This is a genomic window from Pseudomonas sp. 43(2021), from assembly GCF_017490805.1.
Taxonomy (GTDB): Bacteria; Pseudomonadota; Gammaproteobacteria; order Pseudomonadales; family Pseudomonadaceae; genus Aquipseudomonas.
This window is the reverse complement of sequence record NZ_JAFGYJ010000365.1, coordinates 1-487: the sequence shown is the minus strand read 5'-3', so window position 1 is coordinate 487 and position 487 is coordinate 1. Positions and strand designations below refer to the sequence as shown.

Here is a 487-nt window from a genome sequence, read left to right as displayed (position 1 = left end):
GGTCATGGTTCTGCAGGAACAGCACGAAAGCAGTGGAGGGCAGATGTTCGCTCGGCTCGCCGCGAGGTTCGCCATGGCGAGTGATGTGGCCCTGGAACACGAAGCCCTGGCTCAGGCAGCGCACCAGTTGCTCGGTGGGCTGCGCGGCATAGTCAGCGTAATAGGCGTCGGTTTCGCCGGTCAGCAGCACGTGCAACGCGTTATGACCGTCGTCGTTCCACTGCGCGTCGTAATCGTTTTCCAGCAGACTCGACTGGTTCAGCTCGTTCTCGACGGTCAGCCAGACGTGCCGGGTCGGGTCGATCTGCGGGCGAATGCGCCGGGCCAGATCGCTGAGAAAGTCGGGATCTTCAATCGCGTGCACCGCATCCAGACGCAAACCGTCGAAACGGTATTCGAGCAGCCACATCAGCGCGTTTTCAATGAAGAACTCGCGCACTTCCGGGCGACGGAAGTCGATCGCCGCGCCCCAGGGCGTGTGTTTGTC

General features: G+C 61.8%; 1 pseudogene. It reads right to left on the bottom strand.

The window, feature by feature from the left end:
* Nucleotides 1-487: pseudogene (locus J5M71_RS27665) on the bottom strand (malto-oligosyltrehalose trehalohydrolase); the annotation flags it as partial.